27 protein-coding genes are annotated in these 26,139 nt (G+C 61.8%); 17 read left to right on the forward strand and 10 right to left on the reverse strand.

The window, feature by feature from the left end:
- The first annotated feature begins 495 nt into the window (after positions 1-495).
- The 15 genes from ACOI6Z_RS04445 (at position 496) to ACOI6Z_RS04515 (ending at position 14,686) form a co-directional block, all read left to right on the forward strand.
- Complete coding sequence (locus ACOI6Z_RS04445) at positions 496-1,251, forward strand: gluconate 2-dehydrogenase subunit 3 family protein (protein ID WP_004175724.1); 756 nt, start codon at positions 496-498, stop codon at positions 1,249-1,251.
- A gap of 2 nt (positions 1,252-1,253) precedes the next feature.
- Positions 1,254-3,038 (forward strand): GMC family oxidoreductase, encoded by a 1,785-nt coding sequence (locus ACOI6Z_RS04450; RefSeq protein ID WP_002908285.1) that lies wholly within the window; start codon positions 1,254-1,256, stop codon positions 3,036-3,038.
- A gap of 10 nt (positions 3,039-3,048) precedes the next feature.
- Positions 3,049-4,389, forward strand: a complete 1,341-nt coding sequence (locus ACOI6Z_RS04455; RefSeq protein ID WP_072096551.1) for a c-type cytochrome — start codon at positions 3,049-3,051, stop codon at positions 4,387-4,389.
- A gap of 83 nt (positions 4,390-4,472) precedes the next feature.
- A complete protein-coding gene (ccmA, locus tag ACOI6Z_RS04460; protein ID WP_023290027.1) occupies positions 4,473-5,096 on the forward strand; it encodes a cytochrome c biogenesis heme-transporting ATPase CcmA in 624 nt (207 codons plus the stop codon).
- Positions 5,093-5,752 (forward strand): heme exporter protein CcmB, encoded by a 660-nt coding sequence (gene ccmB, locus ACOI6Z_RS04465; RefSeq protein WP_065812954.1) that lies wholly within the window; start codon positions 5,093-5,095, stop codon positions 5,750-5,752. Before ccmA ends, ccmB begins: the two co-directional genes overlap by 4 nt.
- 49 nt (positions 5,753-5,801) lie before the next feature.
- Positions 5,802-6,539 carry a heme ABC transporter permease gene (locus ACOI6Z_RS04470; RefSeq protein WP_032453186.1) on the forward strand — a complete coding sequence of 246 codons (738 nt, stop codon included), beginning with the start codon at positions 5,802-5,804 and terminating at the stop codon, positions 6,537-6,539.
- On the forward strand, positions 6,536-6,766 hold the full coding sequence (gene ccmD, locus ACOI6Z_RS04475) for a heme exporter protein CcmD (RefSeq protein WP_048297689.1): 231 nt from the start codon (positions 6,536-6,538) through the stop codon (positions 6,764-6,766). The genes ACOI6Z_RS04470 and ccmD overlap by 4 nt, the downstream gene beginning before the upstream one ends.
- Complete coding sequence (ccmE, locus tag ACOI6Z_RS04480) at positions 6,750-7,208, forward strand: cytochrome c maturation protein CcmE (RefSeq protein WP_032453185.1); 459 nt, start codon at positions 6,750-6,752, stop codon at positions 7,206-7,208. Before ccmD ends, ccmE begins: the two co-directional genes overlap by 17 nt.
- Positions 7,205-9,157 (forward strand): heme lyase CcmF/NrfE family subunit, encoded by a 1,953-nt coding sequence (locus ACOI6Z_RS04485; RefSeq protein WP_065812955.1) that lies wholly within the window; start codon positions 7,205-7,207, stop codon positions 9,155-9,157. The genes ccmE and ACOI6Z_RS04485 overlap by 4 nt, the downstream gene beginning before the upstream one ends.
- Positions 9,154-9,708, forward strand: coding sequence for a DsbE family thiol:disulfide interchange protein (locus tag ACOI6Z_RS04490; protein WP_032453183.1), 555 nt, complete (start codon positions 9,154-9,156; stop codon positions 9,706-9,708). Before ACOI6Z_RS04485 ends, ACOI6Z_RS04490 begins: the two co-directional genes overlap by 4 nt.
- Positions 9,709-9,719: 11 nt before the next feature.
- Entirely contained in the window at positions 9,720-10,166 is a 447-nt protein-coding gene (locus ACOI6Z_RS04495) for a cytochrome c-type biogenesis protein (protein ID WP_072096566.1), read from the forward strand.
- Positions 10,163-11,005, forward strand: a complete 843-nt coding sequence (gene ccmI / locus ACOI6Z_RS04500; protein WP_065812956.1) for a c-type cytochrome biogenesis protein CcmI — start codon at positions 10,163-10,165, stop codon at positions 11,003-11,005. Before ACOI6Z_RS04495 ends, ccmI begins: the two co-directional genes overlap by 4 nt.
- Positions 11,006-12,341: 1,336 nt before the next feature.
- Positions 12,342-12,815 (forward strand): GNAT family N-acetyltransferase, encoded by a 474-nt coding sequence (locus tag ACOI6Z_RS04505; RefSeq protein ID WP_048297685.1) that lies wholly within the window; start codon positions 12,342-12,344, stop codon positions 12,813-12,815.
- 339 nt (positions 12,816-13,154) lie between these two features.
- Entirely contained in the window at positions 13,155-13,544 is a 390-nt protein-coding gene (locus ACOI6Z_RS04510) for a hypothetical protein (protein WP_049013568.1), read from the forward strand.
- Between the two features lie 779 nt (positions 13,545-14,323).
- Positions 14,324-14,686 carry a TonB family protein gene (locus tag ACOI6Z_RS04515; protein ID WP_074423654.1) on the forward strand — a complete coding sequence of 121 codons (363 nt, stop codon included), beginning with the start codon at positions 14,324-14,326 and terminating at the stop codon, positions 14,684-14,686.
- A gap of 173 nt (positions 14,687-14,859) precedes the next feature.
- Here the strand turns inward: ACOI6Z_RS04515 and ACOI6Z_RS04520 are convergent, their stop codons facing one another.
- The 3 genes from ACOI6Z_RS04520 to budA are packed head-to-tail and all read right to left on the reverse strand — an operon-like array spanning position 14,860 to position 18,122.
- Positions 14,860-15,630, reverse strand: a complete 771-nt coding sequence (locus ACOI6Z_RS04520) for a (S)-acetoin forming diacetyl reductase (protein ID WP_004151179.1) — start codon at positions 15,628-15,630, stop codon at positions 14,860-14,862.
- A gap of 23 nt (positions 15,631-15,653) precedes the next feature.
- Positions 15,654-17,333, reverse strand: a complete 1,680-nt coding sequence (gene alsS, locus ACOI6Z_RS04525; protein WP_023290012.1) for an acetolactate synthase AlsS — start codon at positions 17,331-17,333, stop codon at positions 15,654-15,656.
- 9 nt (positions 17,334-17,342) lie between these two features.
- Positions 17,343-18,122: an acetolactate decarboxylase gene (gene budA, locus ACOI6Z_RS04530; RefSeq protein ID WP_420686992.1), complete on the reverse strand. Its 780-nt coding sequence runs from the start codon at positions 18,120-18,122 to the stop codon at positions 17,343-17,345.
- 106 nt (positions 18,123-18,228) lie between these two features.
- Here budA and ACOI6Z_RS04535 point away from each other — a divergent pair, with 106 nt between their 5' ends.
- Positions 18,229-19,101, forward strand: a complete 873-nt coding sequence (locus ACOI6Z_RS04535; RefSeq protein ID WP_004145376.1) for a LysR family transcriptional regulator — start codon at positions 18,229-18,231, stop codon at positions 19,099-19,101.
- A gap of 19 nt (positions 19,102-19,120) precedes the next feature.
- On the opposite strand, the gene ACOI6Z_RS04540 is transcribed toward ACOI6Z_RS04535, so the two are convergent.
- The 6 genes from ACOI6Z_RS04540 to ACOI6Z_RS04565 are packed head-to-tail and all read right to left on the reverse strand — an operon-like array spanning position 19,121 to position 24,845.
- Entirely contained in the window at positions 19,121-19,891 is a 771-nt protein-coding gene (locus ACOI6Z_RS04540; RefSeq protein WP_023290011.1) for a 3-hydroxybutyrate dehydrogenase, read from the reverse strand.
- Between the two features lie 23 nt (positions 19,892-19,914).
- Positions 19,915-21,309, reverse strand: coding sequence for a GntP family permease (locus ACOI6Z_RS04545; protein WP_197743183.1), 1,395 nt, complete (start codon positions 21,307-21,309; stop codon positions 19,915-19,917).
- Positions 21,310-21,353: 44 nt separating this feature from the next.
- Positions 21,354-22,277, reverse strand: a complete 924-nt coding sequence (locus tag ACOI6Z_RS04550) for a 3-hydroxyacyl-CoA dehydrogenase family protein (protein WP_049014245.1) — start codon at positions 22,275-22,277, stop codon at positions 21,354-21,356.
- Between the two features lie 11 nt (positions 22,278-22,288).
- Positions 22,289-23,470 (reverse strand): acetyl-CoA C-acetyltransferase, encoded by a 1,182-nt coding sequence (locus ACOI6Z_RS04555; protein WP_065805060.1) that lies wholly within the window; start codon positions 23,468-23,470, stop codon positions 22,289-22,291.
- Positions 23,471-23,479: 9 nt separating this feature from the next.
- Positions 23,480-24,136 (reverse strand): CoA transferase subunit B, encoded by a 657-nt coding sequence (locus tag ACOI6Z_RS04560; protein WP_021312467.1) that lies wholly within the window; start codon positions 24,134-24,136, stop codon positions 23,480-23,482.
- 1 nt (position 24,137) lies between these two features.
- The gene (locus ACOI6Z_RS04565; protein ID WP_023290007.1) at positions 24,138-24,845 is read right to left on the reverse strand and encodes a CoA transferase subunit A; all 708 of its coding nucleotides are present in this window, start codon (positions 24,843-24,845) and stop codon (positions 24,138-24,140) included.
- Between the two features lie 140 nt (positions 24,846-24,985).
- Between ACOI6Z_RS04565 and ACOI6Z_RS04570 the strand changes: the two genes are divergently transcribed.
- Positions 24,986-25,876 (forward strand): LysR family transcriptional regulator, encoded by an 891-nt coding sequence (locus tag ACOI6Z_RS04570; protein ID WP_023290006.1) that lies wholly within the window; start codon positions 24,986-24,988, stop codon positions 25,874-25,876.
- 45 nt (positions 25,877-25,921) lie between these two features.
- On the opposite strand, the gene ACOI6Z_RS04575 is transcribed toward ACOI6Z_RS04570, so the two are convergent.
- Entirely contained in the window at positions 25,922-26,062 is a 141-nt protein-coding gene (locus tag ACOI6Z_RS04575) for a hypothetical protein (protein WP_002908189.1), read from the reverse strand.
- Positions 26,063-26,139: the final 77 nt, after the last annotated feature.

Here is a 26,139-nt window from a genome sequence, read left to right on the forward strand (position 1 = left end):
TCTTCTCCTGTGGACGGGGTATCGCCAGCCGAACGCGTTAGCCGGGAAATAGATGCAAAATAGTTAACAACGGGTAGTAACTTTTTTAACAGCTCAAAATGTTTAATTATTCCTAATACGAGTATTTACAGACGTTTAATCTGCCATGTACCATAAACAAAAAATAACATTTGTGATACAAGTCACTCTTTTTTGGCGCATGGGTAAGCTCAGCGCGGTGTGAACGCCGCCGGTTTACCGCCTCAAGGTTATGGCAGCACCCTTCTCACGATGACATTCCGGTGAATTTCTCTCCGATTTCCCGCGTTTCGTTGAGAATCGTCTACTATCCAAACGATAACCCTATAAATGATATCGCCTCTGGCGATGTTTTATCCGACTTGCCGGTCCGGGCCAGACGCTAAGCGGTTTAAAAGCGCAATGGTATCGGTTCCAGCACGACATTCACTGGTTTTGTCAGCGACAAAAACAGTAATTTTCAATGACAGGAATGTGATGATGTCGAGCGAGAAAACTAACAATTCCAGGCGTGATTTCCTGGTGAAATCGATGGCGCTGATCCCGACGGTGGTGATCGGCGGCGCGGGAGCAGGGGCCATTGGCGTGGCCACCAGCGCGACCGCGCAGGCGGCCCCCGCTTCAGAGCCAGCCTCCGGGAACACGGCGGCGGCCAGCGACTGGAAGCCGCAGTTCTTCAACGATCGTGAGTGGGCGTTTATCAACGCCGCCGTCGCTCGCTTAATCCCGGCGGATGAACTTGGCCCCGGCGCTAAAGAGGCCGGCGTGCCGGAGTTTATCGACCGCCAGCTCAATACCCCTTACGCCACCGGCTCCATCTGGTATATGCAGGGGCCCTTCAACCCCGACGTGCCGAAAGAGATGGGCTATCAGCTGCCGCTGGTGCCCAAACAGATCTATAACCTCGGGATCGCCGATGCCGAGGCCTGGTGTCAGGACAAGTATCACAAGACTTTTGCTGAACTGAGCAGCGAGCAGCAGGACGAGGCGCTCGGCCTGTGGGAATCGGGCAAAGCCGAGTTCAAACAGCTACCGGCTTCGCTGTTCTTCACCTATCTGCTGCAGAACACCCGCGAAGGCTTCTTCAGCGACCCGATCCATGGCGGTAACAAAGGCATGGTCGGCTGGACGCTGATTAATTTTCCCGGCGCGCGCGCCGACTTTATGGATTGGGTTGAACGGGGCGAACGCTACCCCTTCCCACCGGTATCAATTAATGGGGAGAGGGCGTAATCATGGCCACCGTATTGAAAAAAACCGATGTCGCGATCGTCGGCTTCGGCTGGGTTGGGGCGATCATGGCCAAAGAGCTGACCGAAGCCGGGCTCAACGTCGTGGCGCTGGAGCGCGGCCCGATGCGCGACACCTGGCCGGACGGCGCCTATCCGCAGGTGATTGATGAGCTGACCTACAACATCCGCCGCAAGCTGTTCCAGGACCTGTCGAAAAGCACCGTCACCATCCGGCATAACACCAGCCAGCAGGCGGTGCCGTATCGCCAGCTGGCGGCCTTCCTGCCGGGTACCGGCGTGGGCGGCGCCGGGCTGCACTGGTCCGGCGTCCATTTCCGCGTCGATCCCATCGAACTGCGGATGCGCAGCCACTATGAAGAGCGCTACGGCAAAAACTTCATCCCCCAGGATATGATCATCCAGGATTTCGGCGTCACTTACGACGAGCTGGAACCGTTCTTCGATAAAGCGGAGAAAGTGTTCGGCACCTCCGGGACCGCCTGGTCGATCAAAGGCAAGGTCGTCGGTAAAGGCCGCGGCGGCAACGCCTTCGCCCCGGACCGTTCAGATGACTTCCCGCTGCCGGCGCAGAAAAACACCTGGTCGGCGCAGCTGTTTGAAAAAGCGGCGCTCGAGGTGGGCTACCATCCCTACAACCTGCCGTCGGCCAACACTTCCGACTCCTATACCAACCCGTACGGCGCGCAGATGGGCCCGTGCAACTTCTGCGGTTTCTGCAGCGGCTACGCCTGCTACATGTACTCCAAAGCCTCGCCGAACGTGAACATTCTGCCGGCGCTGCGCCAGGAAAAACGCTTTGAGCTGCGGACCAACGCCAACGTGCTGAAGGTCAACCTGACCGACGACAAATCCCGTGCCACCGGCGTGACCTACGTCGACGGCCAGGGGCGCGAAATGGAGCAGCCGGCGGACCTGGTGATCATCGGCGCCTTCCAGTTCCATAACGTGCACCTGATGCTGCTCTCCGGGATCGGCAAACCCTACAATCCGGAGACCGGCGAAGGGGTGGTGGGGCGTAACTTCGCCTACCAGAACATGACCACCATTAAGGCCATTTTCGACAAAGACACCTACACCAACCCGTTTATCGGCGCGGGCGGCAACGGCGTCGGCGTCGACGACTTCAACGCCGACAACTTCGACCACGGCGCGGCGGGCTTTGTCGGCGGTTCGCCGTTCTGGGTCAACCAGGCCGGGACCAAGCCCATCTCCGGTTTCCCGGTACCGCCTGGCACCCCGGCGTGGGGCAGCAAATGGAAAGCGGCGGTGGCCGATACCTACACCCATCACCTGTCGATGGATGCTCACGGCGCGCACCAGTCCTATCGGCAGAACTACCTCGATCTTGATCCGAACTACAAAAACGTCTTTGGCCAGCCGCTGCTGCGCATGACCTTTGACTGGCAGGAAAACGACATCAAGATGGCGCAGTTTATGTTCGATAAGATGGCGCCGATCGCCAAAGCGATGAAGCCGAAATATATCCTCGGCAGCCCGAAAAACGCCAACAGCCACTTTGATACCACCACCTACCAGACCACCCATATGAACGGCGGGGCGGTGATGGGGGAGGATCCGAAAACCAGCGCCGTTAACCGTTATCTGCAAAGCTGGGACGTGCATAACGTCTTCGTCATCGGCGCCTCCGCTTTCCCGCAGGGGCTGGGCTATAACCCAACCGGCACGGTGGCCGCGCTGGCGTACTGGTCAGCGAAGGCGATCCGCGAGCAGTATCTGAAAAATCCGGGTCCCCTGGTGCAGGCATAAAGGAAGGCAGATGATGAAAATGCAATGGTTATCGGCCCTGGTGCTTGGGGCATTGAGCTGCGCGGCCTTCGCCGAAGAGGCGCCTGCGGACAGCAATCTGATTAAGCAAGGGGAGTATCTGGCGCGGGCGGGGGACTGTGTCGCCTGCCACACCAACGGCAAAGCGGGCAAACCTTTCGCCGGCGGTCTGCCGATGGAGACGCCGATCGGCACCATCTACTCCACCAATATCACGCCGGATAAAGAACACGGCATCGGCGGGTACACCTTCGAAGAGTTCGACGACGCGGTGCGCAAGGGTGTGCGGAAAGACGGTTCCACGCTCTATCCGGCAATGCCGTATCCCTCATTCGCGCGGATCAGTGAAGCGGACATGCGCGCCATGTACGCCTACTTTATGCATGGCGTGGAGCCGGTGAATGTCGCCAACAAGGACACCGACATCCCGTGGCCGCTGTCGATGCGCTGGCCGCTGGCGTTCTGGCGCGGCATCTTCGCCCCGACGCCGAGCGACTTTGTCGCCAACCCGCAGGTTGACCCGGTGCTGGAGCGCGGTCGCTATCTGGTGGAAGGCCTGGGCCACTGCGGCGCCTGTCATACCCCGCGTAGCCTGACGATGCAGGAAAAAGCGCTCAGCGAAAGCGAAGGCGATGATTACCTGGCGGGCAGCAATGCGCCGATTGACGGCTGGGTCGCCTCCAGCCTGCGCGGCGAAAATCGCGACGGTCTGGGGACCTGGAGCGAAGCCGAGCTGGCTGAGTTCCTGAAAACCGGACGTAACGATAAATCGGTGGTCTTCGGCGGCATGAGCGATGTGGTGGAGCACAGTCTGCAGTATCTCTCTGATGACGACATCACCGCCATCGCCCGCTATCTGAAGTCGCTCCCGCCGCGCGGCGGCAAACAGACCCCAGCCCCGGTGGAAGACAGCGTGGCGAAAGATCTGTGGAAGGGTAACGACAGCAAAACCGGCGCCGCGCTGTATGTCGATAACTGCGCCGCCTGCCACCGCACCGACGGCGCGGGCTACCAGCGCGCCTTCCCGTCGCTGAAGGGCAACCCGGTGGTACAGACCGAAGATGCCACTTCGCTTATCCACATCGTTCTGACCGGGAGCACCACGCCGGCGGTGAAAGATGCGGTCTCCAACCTGACCATGCCGTCATTTGGCTGGCGTCTGGACGACCAGCAGGTGGCGGATGTGGTCAACTTCATCCGCACCAGCTGGGGCAACAACGCGCCGGCGGTCAGCGCCAGCGATGTGGCGAAGGTGCGTAAGGAGACCGCGGCGCACGATGAGAAGGCGTTAGGCAACGCCGATATCTCGAAGCTGCCGGGGGCCGGACAGTAACCGTCAGGGTTGCGTCGCCCGCGCGGCGCAACCCTGACTTAGCCAGGACGTAAAATACTGTCTGAATCAAGGAGTTTGCCTTCATGCTGCATGCAGAGCGACTGACCTGCATCGTTGACGATCGACCGCTGTTTGCGGAGCTGACGCTATCCCTTGCTGCCGGCGAGCTGCTGCAGGTCGCCGGTGATAACGGCGCGGGGAAAACCTCGCTGCTGCGGATCCTTTGCGGCCTGGCGCGCCCGGAAAGCGGGGTGGTGAGCTGGCAGGGCCAGCCGCTGGCCCAGGTGCGGGAGTCATTTCACCGGCAGCTGCTGTGGCTGGGCCATAAGCCCGGCGTCAACGCGGCGCTGACCGCCGATGAAAACCTGCGTTTCTTCTTTCCGGCCAGCCGCCTTCAGCAGCGGGAAAGCGCCCTCGCCGCCGTCGGCCTGGCGGGCTATGAAGATCTCCCCTTAAGCCAGCTCTCCGCCGGGCAGCAGCGCCGGGTGGCGCTGACCCGCCTGTGGTTAACCGACGCGCCGCTGTGGATCCTCGATGAGCCGTTCACCGCCCTCGACGCCACGGCGATAGAAACCCTGACCCGTCGCCTGGAGCAGCACGCCCGGCAGGGGGGAAGCGCGATCCTCACCACCCATCAGCCGCTGCGGCCGCTGGGCTGCCCGTTGCGCACCCTGCGCCTCGGCGACGACGGCGGGAGGCGGCAATGATGAGAGCGCTGTTGGCCCGGGAACTGCGCCTGGCGTGGCGCAGCGGGGCAGAGATCCTCAATCCGCTATGGTTCTTTCTGATCGTCATCACCCTGTTTCCGTTCGGCGTTGGCGCCGCGCCGCAACTGCTGGCGCAGATTGCGCCGGGCGTGGTGTGGGTCGCCGCGCTGCTGGCGGCGCTGCTGGTGATGGATCGGTTGTTTCGCGACGACTGGCAGGACGGTTCCCTGGAGCAGCTGATGCTTCTGCCGACGCCGCTGGTGGCGGTGGTGCTGGTGAAGGTGGTCGCTCACTGGATGATGAGCGGCCTGCCGCTGCTGATCGTCTCGCCGCTGGCGGCGCTGCTGCTGGGGATGAATCTGCACGACGCCGGCGTGCTGGCGCTGACCTTGCTGCTTGGCACGCCGACGCTCAGTTTTCTTGGCGCGGTGGGGGTTGGCCTGACCGTCGGCCTGAAGCGCGGCGGCGTCCTGCTGAGCCTGCTGTTGCTGCCGCTGGCGGTGCCGCTGCTGATTTTCGCCACCGCGGCCTGCCAGGCGGCGGCCGCCGGGCTCCCGGTCAGCGGCTATCTGGCGATGCTGGCGGCGTTCTTAACCGCCAGCGCCACCCTGTGTCCGTTCGCCACCGCCGCCGCGCTGCGGCTGACCGTGCAATAATTCGCTGCGCCTGCGGGCGCGGCCATCATAACCGTGTGAGTAAGCGTCTATGTGGAAAGCGTTACATCAACTGGCGATCCCCGAGCGGCTGTACCGCCTGTGCGGATGCTGGATCCCCTGGCTGGCGGCGTTGAGCGCGCTGTTGCTGGTCATCGGCCTGGGGTGGGGATTTGGCTTCGCCCCGGCGGACTATCAGCAGGGGGAAAGCTACCGGATCATGTATCTTCACGTCCCGGCGGCGATGTGGTCGATGGGGCTGTACCTGGCGATGGCCGTCGCGGCCTTCGTCGGGGTGGTCTGGCAGATCAAAATGGCCGACCTGGCGATCGCCGCCCTGGCGCCGGTGGGGGCGGTCTGCACCCTGGTGGCGCTGGTCAGCGGCGCGGCGTGGGGCAAGCCGATGTGGGGGACCTGGTGGATCTGGGACGCCCGCCTGACCTCGGAGCTGGTGCTGCTGTTTCTGTATGCCGGCGTCATCGCCCTGTGGCACGCCTTTGACGACCGCCGCCTGGCCGGGCGCGCGGCGGGGATCCTCGTCCTGGTCGGGGTGGTCAATCTGCCCATCATTCATTACTCGGTTTACTGGTGGAACACCCTGCACCAGGGCTCGACCAACCTGCAGCAAACCATCGACCCGAGCATGCGTCTGCCGCTGCGGATCTGCATTTTTGCTTTCCTCGCGCTGTCGGTCACCCTGACCCTGATGCGCCTGCGTAACCTGATCCTCCAGCTGGAACGTCGTCGGCCGTGGGTGATGGCGCTGGCTAACAAAGGAGCCGCCCGATGAGCCCCGCTTTTTCTTCGTTCGCCGCCTTCCTGAATATGGGCGGCTATGCCCTGTACGTCTGGCTGGCGGTGGCCGTGGCCATCGCCGCCTTTGGCCTGCTGACGGTTCATACCCTGTGGGCGCGGCGGGCGCTATTCCATGAGGTGCGACGCCAGCAGGCGCGCGAGCGGCGGATCGCGGCCGCTCGCGAACATGACAAGGAGGCCGCGGATGCAAGCGCGTCGTAAAACCCGGCTGTATATCGTGCTGGCGGTGCTCGCCGGCCTTGGGCTGACCGTCAGCCTGACGCTGTACGCCTTGAGCAGCAATATCGATCTGTTCTACACCCCGGGGGAAATTATCTACGGTAAAACGGAAACCCGGGCGCTGCCCCATACCGGGCAGCGCCTGCGGGTAGGGGGCTACGTTCAGCCCGGCTCCCTGCAGCGCGACCCGCAAACCCTCGACGTGCGCTTTAAGCTGTATGACGCCCGCGGGGTCGTGGACGTCAGCTATAAGGGCATTCTGCCGGACCTGTTCCGTGAAGGACAGGGCGTGGTGGCCCAGGGCGTTCTGGACGGCGAGCGGCATATCACCGCTCAGCAGGTGCTGGCCAAGCATGATGAAAATTACACCCCGCCGGAGGTGAAAAACGCCATGACGCCGGCGAAAGCGGAGGCGCAGCCATGATGCCGGAGCTGGGCAACTTTTTATTGTGTCTGGCGGCGGGGCTGGCGCTGCTCCTGAGCGTCTATCCCCTGTGGGGCGCGGCGCGGCAGGACCGGCGGCTGATGGCCCTGGCCCGGCCGCTGGCCTGTGGGCTGTTCGCCTGCATCGGCGGCGCCTTCCTGCTGCTGGTGCACGCCTTCGTGGTCAACGATTTTACCGTCCGCTACGTGGCGGAAAACTCCAATAGCGCGCTGCCGGTGTGGTATCGGGTCGCGGCGACCTGGGGGGCGCACGAGGGCTCGCTGCTGCTGTGGGTCCTGCTGCTCAGCGTCTGGACCTTCGCCGTCGCCCTCTTCAGCCGCCGGATGCCGCTCGACGCCGTCGCCCGGGTGCTGGCGGTGATGGGGATGATCGCCTTTGGGTTCCTGCTGTTCATCCTCTTTACCTCCAACCCGTTCAGCCGCGGCCTGCCGCAGTACCCCATTGACGGCCGCGACCTTAATCCGCTGCTGCAGGATATAGGCATGATTTTTCATCCGCCGATCCTCTATATGGGGTACGTCGGCTTCTCGGTGGCTTTCGCCTTCGCCATCGCCTCGCTGCTGGCGGGGCGGCTGGACACCGCGTGGGCGCGCTGGTCGCGTCCCTGGACCCAGGCGGCGTGGATGTTCCTCACTCTCGGCATCGTGCTGGGCTCGGCGTGGGCCTATTACGAACTGGGCTGGGGCGGCTGGTGGTTCTGGGACCCGGTGGAAAACGCCTCGTTTATGCCGTGGCTGGTAGGGACCGCGCTGCTGCACTCCCTGGCGGTGACCGAGAAGCGCGGCAGCTTCCGCGCCTGGACGGTGCTGCTGGCCATCGCCGCCTTCTCCCTGTGCCTGCTGGGCACCTTCCTGGTGCGCTCCGGGGTGCTGGTCTCGGTGCATGCCTTCGCCTCGGATCCGTCGCGCGGGCTGTTCATTCTGGCGCTGCTGATTGTCGCCATCGGCGGGTCGCTGCTGCTGTACGCCCTGAAGGGCGGCCGGGTGCGCGCGCGGGTGGAACATACCCTGTGGTCGCGCGAGTCGTTCCTGCTGGGCAACAATATTTTGCTGATGGCCGCGATGCTGGTGGTGCTCCTCGGAACGCTGCTGCCGCTGGTGCATAAAGAGCTGGGCCTCGGCAGCATCTCCATCGGCGAGCCGTTCTTTAACACCATGTTCACCGCCCTGATGGCGCCGTTTGCGCTGCTGCTGGGGCTGGGACCGCTGATCCGCTGGCGGCGCGATGACGTCGCCAGGCAGATTAAGCACCTGGTGGTCGCCCTGGTGGTGACGTTGTCACTTTCTCTGGCGCTGCCGTGGTTGCTGCAGGATCGTATCACCGCGATGGCGGTCATTGGTCTGATGATGGCCCTGTGGGTGCTGATCTTCGCCCTGATGGAGGTTCACGAACGGGCCACCCATCGCCACGGCTTCTGGCGCGGCCTGCGGACGCTGACCCGCAGCCAGTGGGGGATGGTGCTCGGTCACGTCGGCGTGGCGGTGACCGTTATCGGCATCACCTTTAGCCAGAACTACAGCGTGGAGCGCGATGTACGGATGCGCCCCGGCGACAGTATCGATATCCACCGCTATCACTTCGTGTTTAACGGCGTGCGCAATATCGTCGGCCCCAACTGGACCGGCGGGGAAGGCATTATTGCCGTGACCCGCAACGGCCGCCCGGAAGCGACGCTGTATGCCGAGAAACGCTTTTACACCGCCAGCCGGATGATGATGACCGAGGCGGCGATCAGCGGCGGGCTTACCCGCGATCTGTACGCCGCGCTGGGGGAAGAACTGAGCGACGGCAGCTGGGCGGTGCGTCTGTACTACAAACCGTTCGTTCGCTGGATCTGGTACGGCGGGGTGCTGATGGCCCTCGGCGGTCTGTGCTGCATGCTCGACCCGCGCTACCGGATGCGTAAGAAACTGCAGGAGGCCTCATGAACCGGAAGCTGCTGTTTATCCCGCTGGTGCTGTTTCTGGCGCTGGCCGCCGCGCTGTTCTGGCAGCTGATGCGTAACGCCGATGGCGACGACCCGACGACCCTCGAGTCGGCGCTGATTGGCAAACCGCTGCCGGAATTTCGCCTTGAAGCGCTGGATACCCCCGGCCAGACGCTGGACCGACGGACGCTGATTGACGGCAAGCCGCTGCTGCTTAACGTCTGGGCCACCTGGTGCCCAACCTGTCGCGCCGAGCATCAGTTTCTCAACGGCCTGGCGCAGCAGGGCGTGCGGGTGGTGGGGATGAACTACAAAGACGATCGGCAGAAGGCGATCAGCTGGCTGCAGCGCCTGGGTAATCCGTACAGGCTGAGCCTGTACGACGGCAACGGCATGCTCGGCCTGGATCTGGGGGTTTATGGCGCGCCGGAGACGTTTCTCATCGACGGTCAGGGCATCATCCGCTGGCGGCACGCCGGCGACCTGAACGACCGGGTGTGGCGCGAGGAGCTCCAGCCGCTGTGGAATCAATACAACCGGGGGGCGGGCTGATGAGAGGTGTCATAGGCATTCTGCTGGCGCTGATGCTGACCGGCCAGGCGTGGGCCGCCATCGACACCTGGCAGTTTAAAGACGAGGCCCAGGAGCAGGCGTTCCGCGAGATCACCTCCCGGCTGCGCTGCCCGAAATGCCAGAACAACAGCATCGCCGACTCGAACGCGATGATTGCCGCCGATATGCGGCAGAAGGTGTACGAGCTGATGCAGCAGGGGAAAACGAAAGGGCAGATCGTTGACTATATGGTGGCCCGCTACGGCAATTTTGTCAGCTACGAGCCGCCGCTGACCGCGGGCACGGTGCTTCTGTGGCTGGGGCCGGGGCTGTTCGTCCTGGCGGGCGCGGGGGTGATTATCGCCCGCGCGCGTCGTCGCGATATTCCTGACGCGGCGCTCAGCGTCGAAGAGCGCCAGCGGCTGGCGGCATTATTGAAAGAAGGAAAAGAACGATGAGCCTGTTGGTGGTTATCGCCGGGCTGTTGCTGGCTGGCGCGCTGGGGCTGCTGTACTTCCCGTGGTCGGGCAAAGGGGCGGTGGACCGCGATACCCTCAACCGCGCCCTGTATCAGTCGCGCCTGCAGGAGCTGGCGCAGGAGCGCGGCGAGGACAACCCGGCGCTGGTCGTCGAGCTGCAGCGCACGCTGCTGACGGATATCCCGCCCCAGGTACAGCCTGGCGAACGGCCGCTAAGCCGCTGGGCGCTGTTTCCGGGCGCGCTGCTGCTGGTGGTCCTGAGCCTGGGCCTGTATCTGAAAACCAGCGATATTGGCCAGGTGCTGCTCTGGCAGCAGGCGGAGCGGCATTATCCTGCGCTGTTGCAGCAGGTTAAGGACCCGACCGCGCCGCCGCTGCGTATGGATGAGCTGGCGGAGCTGCGGCTTGGCCTGCGCAGCCATCTGCAGAATACTCCGCACGACCTCGCCGGCTGGCAGCTGCTTGGGCGGCTGGGCCTGTTGTTGAACGATGGCGAGACGGCGATCGGCGCCTTTGGCCGGGCGCATGCGCTGGCGGCGGACGACCCGGCGGCGGCTTTCGATTATGCCAGCGCGCTGGTGCGGGCGGGGGATAGCGGTCAGGTCCGGATGGGCGAGCTGCTGCTGCGCGACCTGCATCAGCGACAGCCGACCAGCCTGCCGGTGCTGGAGATGCTAGCCCTGAGCGCGGTACGTAATGAAGATTACCCCGAAGCCGTGGCGGCCCTGCAGGCGTTGCTGGCCCGGCTGCCGGAAGGGGATGCGCGGCGCGAGGCGATTGTCCGCCAGCTGGCGCAGGCGCAGCAGCAGGCGCAGTAACTGCCCGGCGGCGCTGCGTTAGCGTGGGCCTGGGGATATGAGCTGACGGGAGGTCTTTGTAGGCCGGGTAAGCGAAGCGCCACCCGGCAACATGTTGAGCTCGGAGCCTGATACCTTCCCGGCGGCGCTGTGTTAGCGTGGGCCTGGGGATATGAGCTGACGGGAGGCCTTTGTAGGCCGGGTAAGCGAAGCGCCACCCGGCAACATGGCGGGCACGGAGCGATATCTTGCCCGGCGGCGGGGGAGGCTGTTATCGGTTTTACAGGTTCTCAGCCCGGGGAAAGCGTTTATCACGCGTGACTTCAGCGTAGTTTGCGCTCCCGGTTAATCGTCTGCGTTATGTCTGGCATGGCGCAGGGAGCGCACAGGGGGCGGCCAGTCGCCGCCGCCCCCTGTACCCCCGGGCTCCGGCCAGCAAAATCGCCACTGCGTGGTCCCTTCGACTTATCCCTGCAGGCTTCGGGTCGGGCCGAGGCAGCGTCCGTGCAAAACACGGCCCTCAGCCCGCATCCATGCGGGCTGCCCCGGCCTTCCGGGAACGTCTCAGCGATTTTGAGGCCGCCAGCACCGGCAGTTTCAGCAACCATGGTGAATATATTAACGACAGGTCGCACGAACCCTGTAGGCCGGGTAAGGCGCAGCCGCCACCCGGCACAAAATCGGCTCCGTGCCCGCTGTCCTTGCCCGGCGGCGCTACGCTTGCGCGGGCCTACGAAGGGCGCGAATAGAGCACCAAATCGCGGGCCGGGTAAGGTGTAGCTGTCACCCGGCAAAAAAACGGCACAAGAGCGGCACAAATACGGCCCAACAGCGTAGCCGGGATAAGGCGTCACGCATCGCTTTCCGGGGTTCCCTGCTGGCGCTATGCGCAGCCGCTTCCGTGTTAAGCTCCCTGGTGTCGCAGGAATGACTGAAGAATCTCCCCCTTAGCATCAGCAGCAGGCTGCCGCTTAGGCCCCGGAGAACACTATCTTAAGGTTGCATGCGCGGTAGAACTCGATCAACGAGGTTAAAAGGGGCTTCAGCGCGGAACGCGAGTTAAGGCTAATCAGGGCAGGGGAACCGGCAGAATTTATAATCCAACAACCGGCTACACCGGGCCTTCGGCACCATTTGGCTGGAACAGCCACATGGACATCATCTGGCGCTGTCATGCCGCTGACGCGGTATCCAGAAGCTACTTGATATTGTAAGGGTACGAATGCTATTGCAGAATTTCACGTCTGCTGTGTGCCAGGAGCGGACATTGTCGCCTCACTCAAATTTGATGGGGATGCTTTAGAACTTTTATGGTAGATGTAAATAGCTCGCAGAATAAAACGTACAAGGAAAAGCTATGAAGATCAGACTAGCTGTGCCTGTAGAGGCAGAAGAATGCTGGAACATTCGAAATCAGGCTATACGTTACGGATGTAAGAATAGTTATGATGATGCGGTTATTGCAGCCTGGACACCGGAAAAAATGCCTGAAAGCTACAGGAATGTCATTGTAGCGAATCCTTTTTTCGTTGTTGCGGCTGATGGCAGACTATTAGCTACAGGCTATCTTGATCTATCTACAGGAAGTATTGAGGCTGTATTTACGTTACCTCGATATACAGGTAAAGGGTTAGGTAGTCAGATTATTGAAGCCATCAAAAGTGAAGCTCGTGAACGTGGATTTGAGCAATTGACTTTGTCCTCAACACCTAATGCCCAGACTTTTTATGAGAAGCATGGTTTCAAACTTATGCAGGAAAGCATGTATCCCTCTGCCTTGGCGCAGGCTGAACTGCGCTGCATGGAAATGTCTATAAATCTCCTGGGATAGTAGTTCGCTGTCTAATCGCAATGATCACTATAGCCAGTAACCACTGCAGATAGTTCTTAAAAGCTTCAAAAATTAACATCCGTACTTTGCACCGTCCGGACCTTGCTTAGCATGAATTTCTTCTGTGTCCAAGTGCGGAAGTGGTTACAACATTCTGTGTGGTGCAACGGGGAGCGTGTCAAAGGAGTCAAGCTGGCAATCAGGCAGAGCTTGAGATTTCGCTAGGGACTAAAATCAGTCCTGCCATCGCAACACTAAATTAGCCTCAAGAAACGCTTTAGATTGCCGACATATACATTTAACGTAATCCCTGAAAATAAACAAAATGGATTGAGCCGTATGAAAAAACTTTTACTTCTTTTTCCGCTGGTGTTTACTGCGCCGGTACAGGCTTCTGAAGTCACGGTAGGTCAGATTTGCAAGGCTACTTCTGCTGCGATGTTTGGCCGTGACCATAAGATCATGAAACTGGATAAAGTTGAATCAGGTATTGCCTACGTACATTATATCCGACAGAACGATGGCACCCGTTGGGCAATAAAGTGCAAACTTATAGGTGATCAGGTTATGTGGGCATCTGATAACCCTGACAGCACCGGTCGCTGGCGGGATGATCCTGCGGACAGTACAGTCAAATATTCTATTGATGGTAAAAAAATAATTATTACCGAGCTCTATAGTGACGGTTCCAGTACCACGAACTCTTATCCCTTGAAGCAGCTAAAATGACTTTGACCTGCTCTCCGTTGATTACGACACCTCAATGTTAGTAACGTAGTTGTGGGAGTTGCAAACTTCCGCTCCTCGCTCATGGCGGACCTGGGTTCACCTGGTTTGTCCGCTTGATGCCAGGAGCGGAAAGCGCTGACATCACCAGGTACCACTCAACGCGGCGCAAGCCAGTCAGTTAGCTAGCGAGTTTTTGTAGGCCGGGTAAGGCGCAGCCGCCACCTGGCAAAAATACGGCACAAATACGGCCCAACAGCGTAGCCGGGACAAGGCGTCACGCATCGCTCTCCGGGATTCTCCCTGCTGGCGCTATGCTCAGCCGCTTCCGTGTTAAGTTTCAGGTGTCGCATGAATCACTGAAGTACATCCCCCTTAGCATCAGCAGCAGGCTGCCGCTTAGGCCCCGGAGATCCCTCCCTTAACGCTGCAAGCGCGGTAGATCCCCGGCACCGGAGTTAAAAAGGATTAGCTAAAGGTCTTCAGCGCGGGACGCGAATCCATGCTAATCACTTGAGGGTTTTAGCTCGCCCATGTTCCCCGACGAACCGGATCGCGCTGCCGACAGCTGGCAAAAGAGTCGTTGATATAGTCGCTCAGCGCCCACTTGTCCTAATAGCCAAACGTCCTCGGGAAAGGATGTAGTACGAAGCGCCGGGTCAGGGGGTCAACGTGATTGCCACTGAAGACGCGGTGTTCACGGATCATCTCATCTGGTAACCTGTCACTCGCGCCGTTGGTAACGTGAATATTCATGGTTAACTTTGGAACTCAGACGATTAATGAAAACTAGCAGACTATTCACTTTAATTTTGCCATTGTTACTGACACTCTGCGCCAGCACAGAGGCCAGCGCCAGCACACCTTCAGGCAGCATTTCCTCAGCAAACACATCAATTACCACTCGTGATAAGAACGGAAACCTACTGCCGAGTTTCCTGCGGATTCAGTACGATGTTGATTCAGATGGCAGAGTTCAGAATGTAAAGATACTTGAATCGACAACGACTCCGGAGTTGGAACATCAAGTCATTGATAAAATGCTTAAAAAATGGCGCTTTGAAAAGGGCAAACCGGGAATAGCTCAAAGATTAGTCGTCAAGATCCCACCCAAATCAGACGGCGGTCCCGCAAATAAGCAGTAAGCACTTTTAATGACTAGTCGCCTGACGCAACGTCTACGCCGTTAACATCCCCTGGGCGCCTGGAGCGGACTCTACCTATCAATAGAGGGTTCGTTTTACCGTAATGCTTACTCTCAAACAAAAAAAGCCCCTGCATATCAGCAGGGGCAAGCCATGTCAGAGCTTATTATTTATTAGTTAAATACCATCCCGCCGTCGATCAGCAATGACTGACCGGTCATATAATCAGAATCCGGGCTGGCAAGATAGGAGACGCAGGCGGCGACATCTTCCGGTTCGGACAGACGACCAAGGGTGATGCGTTTGGCGAACTCGGCGGTACCGTAGCCCAGCGGTTTACCGGCAGCTTCGGACACCTGGCGGTCAATTTCGGCCCACATCGGCGTTTTGACGATCCCCGGGCAGTAGCCGTTGACCGTGATGCCCAGCGGCGCGAGGTCGCGAGCGGCGGTCTGGGTTAAGCCGCGTACGGCGAATTTACTGGAGCTATACACCGCCAGCTCCGGGTTGCCGACGTGGCCGGCCTGGGAACAGGCGTTAATGATTTTCCCGCCGTGACCCTCTTTCTTAAAGGCCTCGACCGCCGCCTGAATGCCCCAGATCACCCCTTTGACGTTGATGTTGTAGACTTTATCGACAATCTCCGGGGTAATGGACTCGATCGGCGTGGACGGCGCCACGCCGGCGTTGTTGACGATGACGTCGAAGCCGCCCAGCGTTTTGCGCGCCTGTTCGACAGCGGCAAACACCTGATCGCGGTCGGAGACATCCACTTTCACCGCCATGGCGCGGCCGCCGGCCTGGTTGATTTCGGAGGCGACCGCTTTGGCGGTGGCGTCGTTATAATCGGCAATGGCCACGGCAAATCCATCCTTCACCAGACGAAGGGCGATAGCTTTACCAATCCCCTGGCCGGCGCCGGTAACAAGTGCGACTTTTTTCATTTTCCTTTCCTTATTGTGATGACTTACAGAATCTGACTCAGATGCAGCTGACCCATCAGCAGCGGGTTATCGCGATAATCCACCGGGATGGCCACTACCGCCGGGCCGTCGACGTCCATCGCCGCGCGCAGGGTCGGCTCCAGCGCCTCGGCGCTTTCCACGGCAAACCCTTTGGCGCCGAAGGACTCGGCATAGGCTTTAAAATCCATCGGCCCGAACTCGACGCCGGACAGGCGCTGATATTTTTTCTCTTCCTGGATGGCCACCATGTTGTAACCGTTATCGACCCAGATCAGGTGCAGCACGTTGGCTTTCAGGCGGACGGCGGTCTCCAGCTCCATGCTCGACTGCAGGAAACCGCCGTCGCCGGAGACGGAGACCACTTTGCGCTCAGGATTGACCAGCCAGGCGCCGATGGCCCAGGGCAGGGCGACGCCCATGGTCTGCTGGCCGTTGGAGATCATCACCTGACGGGCGCGGAAGCTGTAAAGGTAGCGGGCGATCCAGATATGGAAGCTGCCCATGTCCACGGTCAGCGTGACGTCGCTGTTGACGATATCCTGCATCGCGCGAACGATACGCAGCGGATGCAGGGCAAACTGATTCAGCTGCGCGCCGCGGCGGTCCAGCAGTTCGCGCTGGTGCTGGCGGTCGCGGAGGATCTCCGCCGCCTGCGGAGAGAGCACCAGCCGGCGATCGATATTTTGCGCCAGCTTGCTGAGGGTGCCGGCGATATCGCCCACCAGCTCGACGTCCGGGGTATAGTTGCGTTCTTCATAGGCGGGCAGGACGTCGATATGCACCAGCGTCGCGTTGCCGCTGTTCCACATCGCCGGTTCATATTCCACCGGGCTGTAGCCGATGCAGATCACCAGGTCGGCGAGCTGCAGCAGACGGTCCCCGGCCTGGTTGTTAAACAGCCCGACCCGGCCGGCGAAGCGAGAGAAGTTATCCTGATTCACCGCCCCGGCGGCCTGATAGGTGCTGGTGACCGGAATATGGCTGGCCTCCAGCAAACGGCGTAGCGCCGCGCTGTTTTCCGGCTGGCTGGCCATCAGGCCGAGCAGGAAGATCGGGTTCTTCGCCTGAGCGATAAGCTTCGCCACCTGGTCGATGGCGGCATCCGGCGCGGCGCCCATCTGCGGGGCCCCGCTGGCCGGCAGCACTTTACCGCTGACCGGGCCATCGACCACATCCTGCGGCAGGCTGACGAAAGCGCTGCCCGGCCGGCCCTGCTCGGCGGCGCGGAAGGCGTTGGAGACCACTTCCGCCAGCGCGTCCGGCGCGGTCACCTCGACGGCGTATTTCGTCACCGGGCTGAACATCGCCACCGTATCCATACTCTGGTGGACCTGTTTGGCCTTATCGGCGCGTTTCACCGCGCCGCCCAGGGCCACCACCGGGTCGCCTTCGCTGTTGGCGGTGGCCATACCGGTGATCAGGTTGGAACAGCCCGGACCGGAGGTGACCAGCGCCACGCCCGCTTTACCGGTAATGCGCCCGACGGCGGCGGCCATAAAGGCGGCGTTGGCTTCGTGGCGTACCGGAATAATGCGAATGGAGGAATCCAGCAGTGAGTCGAATACCTTGTCGATTTTGGCGCCAGGGATGCCGAACACCTGACGTACCCCCTGGGCTTCCAGCTGGCTGACGACGAGATCGGCGCCGTGCGCCCACTGGCGTACCGGATACTGTTTGTCCATGTGACCCCCTTAACTTTCTACGGAACGGATGGCGGCATCGAGATTATCGGGATGCAGATTGGCCTGCAGGAACGCGCTGTCTGCGGGCAGGTCGATCATCAGCTTGTGAATTTCGCCGAAGGTCAATACCCCGTGGTCGAGCTGGTAATCCAGCAGGTGACCGCCGCCTTTGCGGTCATCGGTTATAAAGTGCTCGTGATACCCGGCGACGTTGATCCCCTGCATATGCTGCGGGGTACGGAAGCCGACCAGCACCCCTTCGCGCTGGTTAAAGCGGAACACCGGCTGATCGTCGAGGACGTCGGTCATCGCCCGGTACGGCGGCGTCTGGCGCGGCACGGTGCGGGTATGGGCATGGCGGAAATGGCCGTCGATGCGCAGGGCGCTGAACAGGTTGTCAGAGGGGATTTGCTGGTCGATCACCTCGTGCAACTGCTGGCGGCTCACCGGATGGTCGAAGGTTTTCCGGTACTGCGGCTGGAACCAGGTCATCACCGCGAACGGCGTTTTCTGCTCCGGCTGGGCTTTGCGCGCGCTGCCGTCGGCCCGCAGCTGATAGACCTGACTGCTGAAGGCGATCAGCTCCCCGTCCAGCTCATTAAAGGTGCCGAGACCGAAATCGCCGTGCTTCAGCAGGTCCGCGATGGTGGTGCTGCCTTCGTAAACCCCGCTCAGCAGGGCGCTCATGAGCGATGTCTGATAGAGCACGCTCTCGGGATGCTGCGCGGAAAACGCCCGCAGGGTTTCGCACAGACTCTCTTCGCAGGTGCATTCAGCAGAATGATTCATATACCACTTCCTCGTTCAACAAATATAAGAAAGGTTAAATAAATGTTGACCCGATTCAGCTCACAGTTCCAATATAGAAACCATGCTGGTTTGAGACGTTTTCGATATGGAACTTCGTTATCTTCGCTATTTTGTCGCCGTCGCCAGGACGCGGCACTTCACCCAGGCCGCCAAGGAACTGGGTATTTCACAGCCTCCGTTAAGTCAGCAAATTCAGCGGCTTGAGCGCGAGGTGGGGACCCCGCTGTTTCGGCGTTTGACCCGCGGAGTGGAGCTCACCGAGGCCGGTGAGTCGTTCTATGAGGATGCCCGCCAGATCCTCGCCATGAGCGATGCGGCGCTGGAGAAGGCCAAGGGCATTGCCCGCGGGATGAACGGCAGCCTGTCGCTAGGCATTACCAGTTCTGATGCTTTCCACCCGCAAATCTTCACGCTGCTGCACCGTTTTCAGCTCGATCACCCCGGGGTGACCCTGCACCAGATGGAAGACAATATGGCCAATCTGATGACCGCCCTGAGCGAGGCCGAGCTGGACATCGCCTTTGTCCGTCTGCCGTGCGAGAGCAGTAAAGCCTTTAATCTGCGGATTATCGATGAGGAGCCGATGGTTATCGCGCTGCCGCGCGATAACCCGCTGGCGACGCAGCCGACCCTGGCCCTGGAGCAGCTGCGCGACGTGGCGCCGATCCTCTTCCCGCGGGAGGTGGCCCCGGGGCTGTATGAGCTGGTGTACAACAGCTGCCTGCGCGCCGGCATCGATATGGAGCGCGCCTGGCAGTCGTCGCAGATTTCGTCATCGCTGAGCATGGTCAATGCCGGGTTCGGCTTCGCGCTGGTCCCGCAGTCGATGACCTGCATTCAACAGCCGAACGTCAGCTATCACCCGCTCAGCGGGGCGCCGCTGAAGACCGATATCGCCATCGCCTGGCGGCGCTTCGAGCGCTCGCGCACGGTGAAACGCTTTCTGGCGATGTTCTGATCGTCGCGACGCCTGCGGTTTACTGCGCCACCCAGCCGCCGTCCATGTTCCACGCCGCGCCGCGCACCTGGGCGGCGGCGTCGCTGCACAGAAACAGCGCCATTTCGCCCAGCTGCTGCGGGGTGACGAACTCCCCGGAGGGCTGTTTTTCCGCCAGCAGCTGCGCGCTGGCCTGCTGCGGGTCGACCCCTTCGGCGATGCGCTTATCGATCTGCTGCTGCACCAGCGGGGTCAGCACCCAGCCGGGGCAGATGGCGTTGCAGGTGATGCCGCTGCGCGCGGTTTCCAGGGCCACGGTTTTGGTCAGGCCGACCACCGCGTGCTTGGCGGCGACATAGGCCGATTTCTCTTTCGACGCCACCAGGCCATGCACTGAGGCAATGTTGATGATGCGCCCCCAGTCGCGCTGACGCATGCCTGGCAGCGCCAGGCGGGTGGTGTGGAAGACGCTGGAGAGATTGATCGCGATGATGTCGTTCCATTTGTCCACCGGGAACTGCTCCACCGGGGCGACGTGCTGGATACCGGCGTTATTGATCACGATATCGACGCCGCCGAAGGTGCTTTCGGCATAGCGCATCATCGCCTCGATCTGCCCGACGTCGCGCAGGTCGGCGTCGTGATAGCCGGGGATCTTGCCCAGCGCGGCGACTTCAGCCCGGGCGTGGCTGCTGTCGCCGAAGCCATTGAGCACCAGCTGGGCGCCTGCCTGCGCCAGCACTTTGGCGATCCCTAAGCCGATGCCGCTGGTGGAGCCGGTGACCAGCGCCGTTTTACCGTCTAAATTCATTTTATTACTCCTTCAATCGGGTCTCAGACAATGCCGGTCACATAGAACGTGGCAATGACAAACAGCACCGCGAGGCTTTTGATCACCGTGATGGCGAAAATGCCGCCGTAGGCCTGGCGATGGCTCAGGCCGGTGATCGCCAGCAGGGTGATCACCGCCCCGTTATGCGGCAGGGTGTCCATGCCGCCGCTGGCCATGGCGGCGACGCGGTGCAGGACCTCCAGCGGAATATTGGCGGCGTGGGCGGCGGCGACAAAGGTTTCGGACATCGCCGCCAGGGCGATGCTCATTCCCCCGGAGGCCGAGCCGGTGATCCCGGCCAGCACCGTGACGCTGATCGCCTCGTTTAACAGCGGATTGGGAATGGCCGCGAGGGCTTTCGACAGCACCAGGAAACCCGGCAGGGCGGCGATAACCGCGCCGAAGCCATACTCAGAGGCGGTGTTCATTGCCGCGAGAATCGCCCCGCCCACCGCCGTCCGGCTCCCCTCCGCCAGCCGGCCGCGAATATTGCGATAGCCGCAGACCAGCACCAACACAATGCCGGAGAGCAGCGCCGCCTGCACCGCCCAGATGGCGGTGATTTTCCCCACCTCGGTGACGACAGGCTTCGCCAGACCCGGCAGGGTGAGCTCATGGCTGGCGCCGTACCATTGCGGGATCCAGTGGGTAAACAGCAGATTCAGCACCCCCACCAGCAGCAGCGGGGCGATTGCGATCAGCGGATGCGGCAGGTCGATGTCATCCGGGGTCTCCGGCTCATTTTGCAGATCGGTCCCATAGCCTTCGCCGCTGGCCTGCGCTTTGCGGCGCTGGCGCTCCAGCCACAGCAAACCGAAGAGGATAATGAACAGCGAGCCGATAAGCCCCAGCCACGGGGCCGCCCAGGCGTTGGTGCCGAAGAAGCTGGTGGGAATAATATTCTGGATCTGCGGCGTGCCGGGCAGGGCGTCCATGGTAAACGAGAACGCGCCGAGGGCGACGGTGGCGGGGATCAGCCGCTTGGGGATCCCGCTCTGGCGAAACAGCTCGGCGGCGAAAGGGTAAACGGCAAAGGCCACCACAAACAGCGACACCCCGCCGTAGGTCAGCAGGGCGCACACCAGCACGATCACCGGGATCGCGTGGCGGCGGCCGAGGATGCGGATGGCGGCGGCGACAATCGACCGTGAGAATCCCGACAGCTCAATCAGCTTGCCGAACACGGCGCCCAGCAGAAACACCGGGAAATAGAGCTTCACAAAGCCGACCATTTTTTCCATAAACAGGCCGGTAAAGGCCGGGCCGACCGCGCCCGGGTCGGTGAGCAGCACCGCGCCGAGGGCGGCGATCGGCGCAAAGAGGATCACGCTGTATCCACGGTAGGCTGCCAGCATCAGTAACGCCAGCGCGGCCAGGGCTATTATCACACTCATCACGACGTCTCACTCTCATTGTTATTGTAGGGGTACAGAACGCGATACTAGGGTTTCAGGGCGAAGCGCAGCTGGTGTTCCCGGCGCGACTGGATGCGCTGGCGCCGCGCCTCGTCCCAGCGGTAAAAGCCTTGCCCGCTGCGGGCGCCGGTGTCGCCTTGCGCCACTTTCTCCGCCACCAGCGACATCATCTCCGTACCGCTGGCCAGCTCCGGCAGCAGGTGCTGGCAGATATCCTGGACCGTCGCCAGGCCGGTCATGTCCGCCGCCTCCAGCGGGCCGACCATCGCATAGCGACGGCCCAGCGAGGCGCGCATCACCTGGTCCACCACCTCCGGGGAAGCGATGCCGCTGTGGACGATGTGCAGCGCTTCGCGCAGCAGGGCGAACTGCAGTCGGTTGCCGACAAAGCCCGGCGCGGCGCGGTTGAGCACCACCGCTTCCAGCGCGCAGCCGGCGCAAAAGTCGCTTACCTGGCGCGCCAGATGGGGCAGCGTGGCGCTCCCGGGCACCACTTCCACCAGCGGGATCAGGTGCGGCGGATGCCAGAAATGGGCGATCAGCAGGCGTTCCGGAAGGCGCATGCCCTGCGCCAGCCGATCCGGCGGCAGGCCGCTGGTGTTGCTGGCGATAATCGCCTCGTCGGCGATCAGCGTTTCCAGTTCGGCATACAGGGCGTGCTTCAGCGCCAGCCGTTCGGGGATCGCTTCAATCAGCAGCGTGGCGTCGGCCAGCGCCTGCAGCGCCGGGGTGGGGGTTAAACGGCTCAGCACGGCGTCGCGGTCGGCGGGATCCTGCTGACCGCTCGCCTCCAGCTCGCGCAGGATCGCCCCGGCCACAGTGGGCACCTCGGCAAGACGTTGCGGATCGGTGTCATACAGGCGGACGGCGTGACCGTGACGGGCGAAATGACAGGCGATGCCGACGCCCATCAGTCCCGCGCCGAGTACCGCCAGACGTGGTGTAAACATAGTGGCTCCTGTTAACGTTGAAGGGTCATGGCGATGCCCTGGCCGCCGCCGACGCACAGGGTGGCCAGCCCTTTGCTGGCGCCCCGGCGCTGCATCTCATGCACTAGGCTGACGAGGATCCGGCAGCCGGAGGCGCCGATGGGATGGCCCAGGGCGATGGCGCCGCCGTTGACGTTGACCTTCTCGCTGTCCCATTCGAGCAGCTGACCGACGGCCAGCGCCTGGACGGCAAAGGCCTCGTTGGCTTCGATAAGATCCACCTCGTCCAGCGTCCAGCCGGCGCGCTGCAGCGCTTTGCGGCAGGCGCTCACCGGGCCGATGCCCATCACCGACGGGTCGACCCCGGCGACCGCCGCGCTGACGATGCGCGCCAGCACCGGCAGCCCAAGCTCGCGCGCTTTATCGACGCTCATCAGCAGGACCGCCGCGGCGCCGTCGTTCAGGGATGAGGCATTCCCGGCGGTGACGCTGCCGTCAGCCGGGCGAAACGCCGGGCGCAGCTGGGCCAGCTGCTGCTCGCTGGTCTCCGGGCGCGGTTGTTCATCGTCGGTCACGACACGCGGCGGCTTTTTGCCCTGCGGAACGCTGACCGGGACGATCTCCTCGCGAAAGCGTCCGGCGGCGATAGCGGCCGCCGCTTTGCGCTGGGAGCTGGCGGCGAAGGCGTCCTGGCGCTCGCGGCTGATATCGAAGGCATCGGCGAGGTTCTCGGCGGTAATGCCCATGTGGTAGTCGTTAAAGGCGTCCCACAGGCCGTCCTGGATCATGCTGTCCTGCAGGCTGGCGTGGCCGAAACGCAGGCCGTCGCGGGCGCCGTGCATCAAATAGGGAGCATTGCTCATGCTCTCCTGGCCGCCGGCGATAACGATCCCGGCGTCGCCGCAGCGGATCGCCTGCACCGCCTGCTGAACCGCTTTCAACCCGGAGCCGCACACCAGATTGACGGTGACCGCCGGGGTGTCCACCGGCAGGCCGGCCCGCAGCGCGGTCTGGCGCGCCGGGTTCTGCCCGCAGCCGGCGGTGAGCACCTGGCCGAAAATCAGTTCATCGACCGCCGCGGCGGGCAGCTGGCAGCGTTCAAGCAGGCTGCGCACCACCGTCGCGCCGAGGTCGACGGCGGAAAGCGGGGCGAAGGCGCCGCGAAAGCTGCCGACCGGGGTGCGTACTGCAGCAACAATGGCAATATCGGTCATGGTCTCTCCTTAGCTGAAACGCATTTCGCGTACGTCGTCGGCGACGATCAGCCGTCCCGCCGTTTTACGCATCACCTCGTCGGGGCTGACCCCCGGAGCCACTTCGCGCAGGACAAACGCCCCGTCGACAATGTCCAGCAGGGCCAGGTCGGTGAGCACCCGGCGAATGCAGCCCACGCCGGTGAGCGGCAGGGTGCACTGCGGCAGCAGTTTGGATTCGCCGTTCTTTGAGGCGTGGGTCATCACCACGATGATGTTCTGCGCGCCGGCCACCAGGTCCATGGCGCCGCCCATCCCCTTAACCATTTTCCCGGGGATCATCCATGAGGCGATATTCCCCGCGACGTCGACCTCAAAGGCGCCAAGAACCGTAAGATCGACGTGGCCGCCGCGGATCATGGCGAACGACTGGGCGGAATCGAAGATCGCCGCCCCGGTTTGCGCGGTGACGGTCTGTTTGCCGGCGTTAATCATGTCGGCGTCGATGGTTTCCTCATCGGGAAATTCGCCCATCCCCAGCAGGCCGTTCTCCGACTGGAGCATCACTTCAATACCGGCGGGGATATAGTTGGCCACCAGCGTCGGGATACCGATCCCGAGGTTAACGTAGTCGCCGTCGCGCAGCTCCTGGGCGACGCGCATCGCCATTTGTTCACGGGTTAGCATCTCAGTGCCCTCCGGCGCGAAGGGTGCGCTGTTCAATACGTTTTTCGAATTGCCCGACGATCAGCCGGTCGACATAGATCCCCGGGGTGTGAATGGCGGAGGGCGGCAGTTCGCCCGGCGGCACGATCTCTTCCACCTCCACCACCGTAATGCGCCCGGCGGTGGCCATCAGCGGGTTGAAATTCTGCGCGGTGTGGCGGTAAACCACGTTGCCGTACCAGTCAGCTTTCCAGCCCTTCACGAGGGCGAAATCGCCGCGAATGGCCTGTTCGAGAATGTAATTTTTACCGTCGAACTGGCGCACCTCTTTGCCTTCGGCGACAGGGGTGCCATAGCCGGTAGCGGTGTAAAAGCCGGGGATCCCGGCGCCGCCGGCGCGGATTTTTTCCGCCAGCGTTCCCTGCGGGGTGAGCTCTACCGCCAGCTCGCCGCTCAGCACCAGCTGTTCAAAAAGCGCGTTTTCCCCGACGTAAGAGGCCACCACTTTGCTGACCTGGCGCGATTCCAGCAGCATGCCGAGACCGAAGCCGTCGACGCCGCAGTTGTTGGAAACCACCGTCAACCCCTGCACCTGGCGGCGCTTCACTTCGGCGATCAAATTTTCGGGTATACCGCACAGGCCGAAGCCGCCGGCGAGCAGCGTCATGCCGTCCGTTAACCCTTCCAGCGCCGCTTCGTAGCTGGCGACGCGTTTATCCAGTCCTGCCATCTTGTCTCTCCTGCCTTGCGATAGCCTTATCATTGGCGCTGGCGACTGATTTGATAATTTTGAATTTGTGACCCACTCATTTGGAAATCTTATTAATTTCCTGTTAACTAATTTCTTTCAATTAGTTAACAGGATGAAAAATGAGAATGAGTGTCAAACAGTTACGCGCGTTTTTAGCGGTAGCTCACACTCTCAATTTCGCCCACGCCAGCGAAAGGCTGAATCTGTCGCAGCCAGCTCTCAGCCTGACCATCAAAGGGTTGGAGGAGGCGCTGGGGGGCGCGCTGCTGCAGCGCAGCACCCGCAAAGTGACCCTCACCCAGGAGGGGGAACTCTTTCTGCCGATGGCCCGTCAGCTGCTGGCCGACTGGGATAACGTCGAGGAGGCGATGCGTCAGAGCTTTACCCTGCAGCGGGGCAAAATCTCGGTCGCCGCGATGCCGTCGTTCGCCGCCAACGTTCTGCCGGAGGCGCTGAAAGCCTTCCGCGACCGCTATGCCGGGGTGAACGTCACGGTACATGACGTGATAAATGAGCAGGTGATCGAGATGGTGCGCGAGGGGCGGGTGGAAATGGGTATCGCTTTCGAGCCATCGCCCAGCCACAACCTGCTGTTTACCCCGCTGGCGGTGGACCGCTTCGTGGCGATCGTTCCCCGGCAATCGCCGCTGGCGAAGAAAAAAAAGCTCACCTGGCAGGAGCTGTTAACCCTCGACTTTATTACCCTCCAGCGCCCTTCGGCGGTGCGCCTGATGCTGGAGGAGGCGCTGGCGCGCAGCGGGCGTCAGCTGGACGTGGCCCTGGAGAGCCATCAGCTGGTGACGGTGGGGAGAATGGTGGCCAGCGGGCTGGGGGGCAGCGCGGTGCCAGCGCTATGCAAAACGCAGATGGCCTCGCTGGGGGCGGTGTGCATTCCGCTTAGCGATCCGCCGATTGAAAAGTGCGTTGGGGCGATTTATGCCGGACATCTGCCGCTGTCGAAGGCGGCGCAGGCGCTGCTGGATACGCTGAAAGGGTTTTTACCCAGCTGAGGGAGCGGGAGGCAAAAAAAACCGGCCCGCGGGCCGGTTTGATAATCAGATTTTGCAGGCGTCGCCGCAATCGTCATCGGCAACGATCGCCTGGGCTTTTTTGTCCGCTTCTTCCAGACGCTCCGCGTTGCGCTCTTCCGCTTCATCCAGGCCGCTGAAGACCAGGTTGTCGAGATCAATTTCCATAAGTTACCTATCGTTGCTGGTTTTGGATCAGCGTCAAGTATAGGGTAAAACCGCCCGCGGATGTACCCGCGCTTCGC

Source organism: Klebsiella sp. C239 (assembly GCF_048822715.1).
Classification (GTDB): Bacteria; Pseudomonadota; Gammaproteobacteria; order Enterobacterales; family Enterobacteriaceae; genus Klebsiella; species Klebsiella quasipneumoniae.